General features: G+C 71.2%; 2 protein-coding genes. Both read right to left on the reverse strand.

Going from position 1 to position 673, the window contains the following annotated elements:
* On the reverse strand, window positions 1–356 hold a 356-nt coding region (locus G7A99_RS23275), incomplete at its 3' end, for a DNA-binding domain-containing protein (RefSeq protein WP_163144423.1).
* Window positions 353–673 (reverse strand): DUF692 family multinuclear iron-containing protein (locus tag G7A99_RS23280; protein WP_163144425.1); only part of this gene is annotated, 321 nt, incomplete at its 5' end. The genes G7A99_RS23280 and G7A99_RS23275, both read right to left, overlap by 4 nt.

Genomic DNA, 673 nt, shown 5'->3' on the forward strand with positions numbered 1-673 from the left:
TGATAGGCCTCCAGTCTGGCGCGTTCGAGCCGGGCGACGTCCGGGAGGTACGGCAGTCCGGCGGCGGCGCGGAAGGTCTCGATGAACGCGGGAAAGCCGGCGCCGTAGGCCAGCAGTACCGGTGAGTCCGGCAGTTCGTCGGCCACGTACGTCCGCGCCATGGCGTGGAAGAACGCCTCGCCCACCAGTCGTTCGGTGACCGGATAGGCCTCGCGCAATGCCTCCACGAGGCTGACGTGGATGTTGTTGCGGTGGATGTCGAGCCGTCCCGGCGGCGTCACGCCGGCGGGGGCGGGTGCGCCCGGACGGCGCAGCGCGCTGGCCAGCGCTGTCTCGAGGGTTGCAGAGGCGCTCATGAGGTGGCCTCCCGGGGGGCGTCGGTGAGCCGGGTGTCGGCCCGCCGCGCCTCGTCGAGGAGGACCGGCCACTCGGGGACGTCGCCGTCCCACTCGATCAGTGTCGGCACTGGACCGCTGCGGAGGAGGGTGCGCTCGTAGAGCGCCCAGACCGTGTCAGCGACCCGTCGGTCATGGCTGTCGATGGCGAACGGGGCGCCGGTGTCGTCGTGGCCCAGGGCATGGCCGGCGAGATGGATCTCGTCAACGGGACCGGTGGGAAATGCGTCGATGTAGGCGGCCGGGTCGTGGTCGTGGTTTGTCGCCGACACGGCGAC

The organism is Arhodomonas sp. KWT (assembly GCF_010993615.1).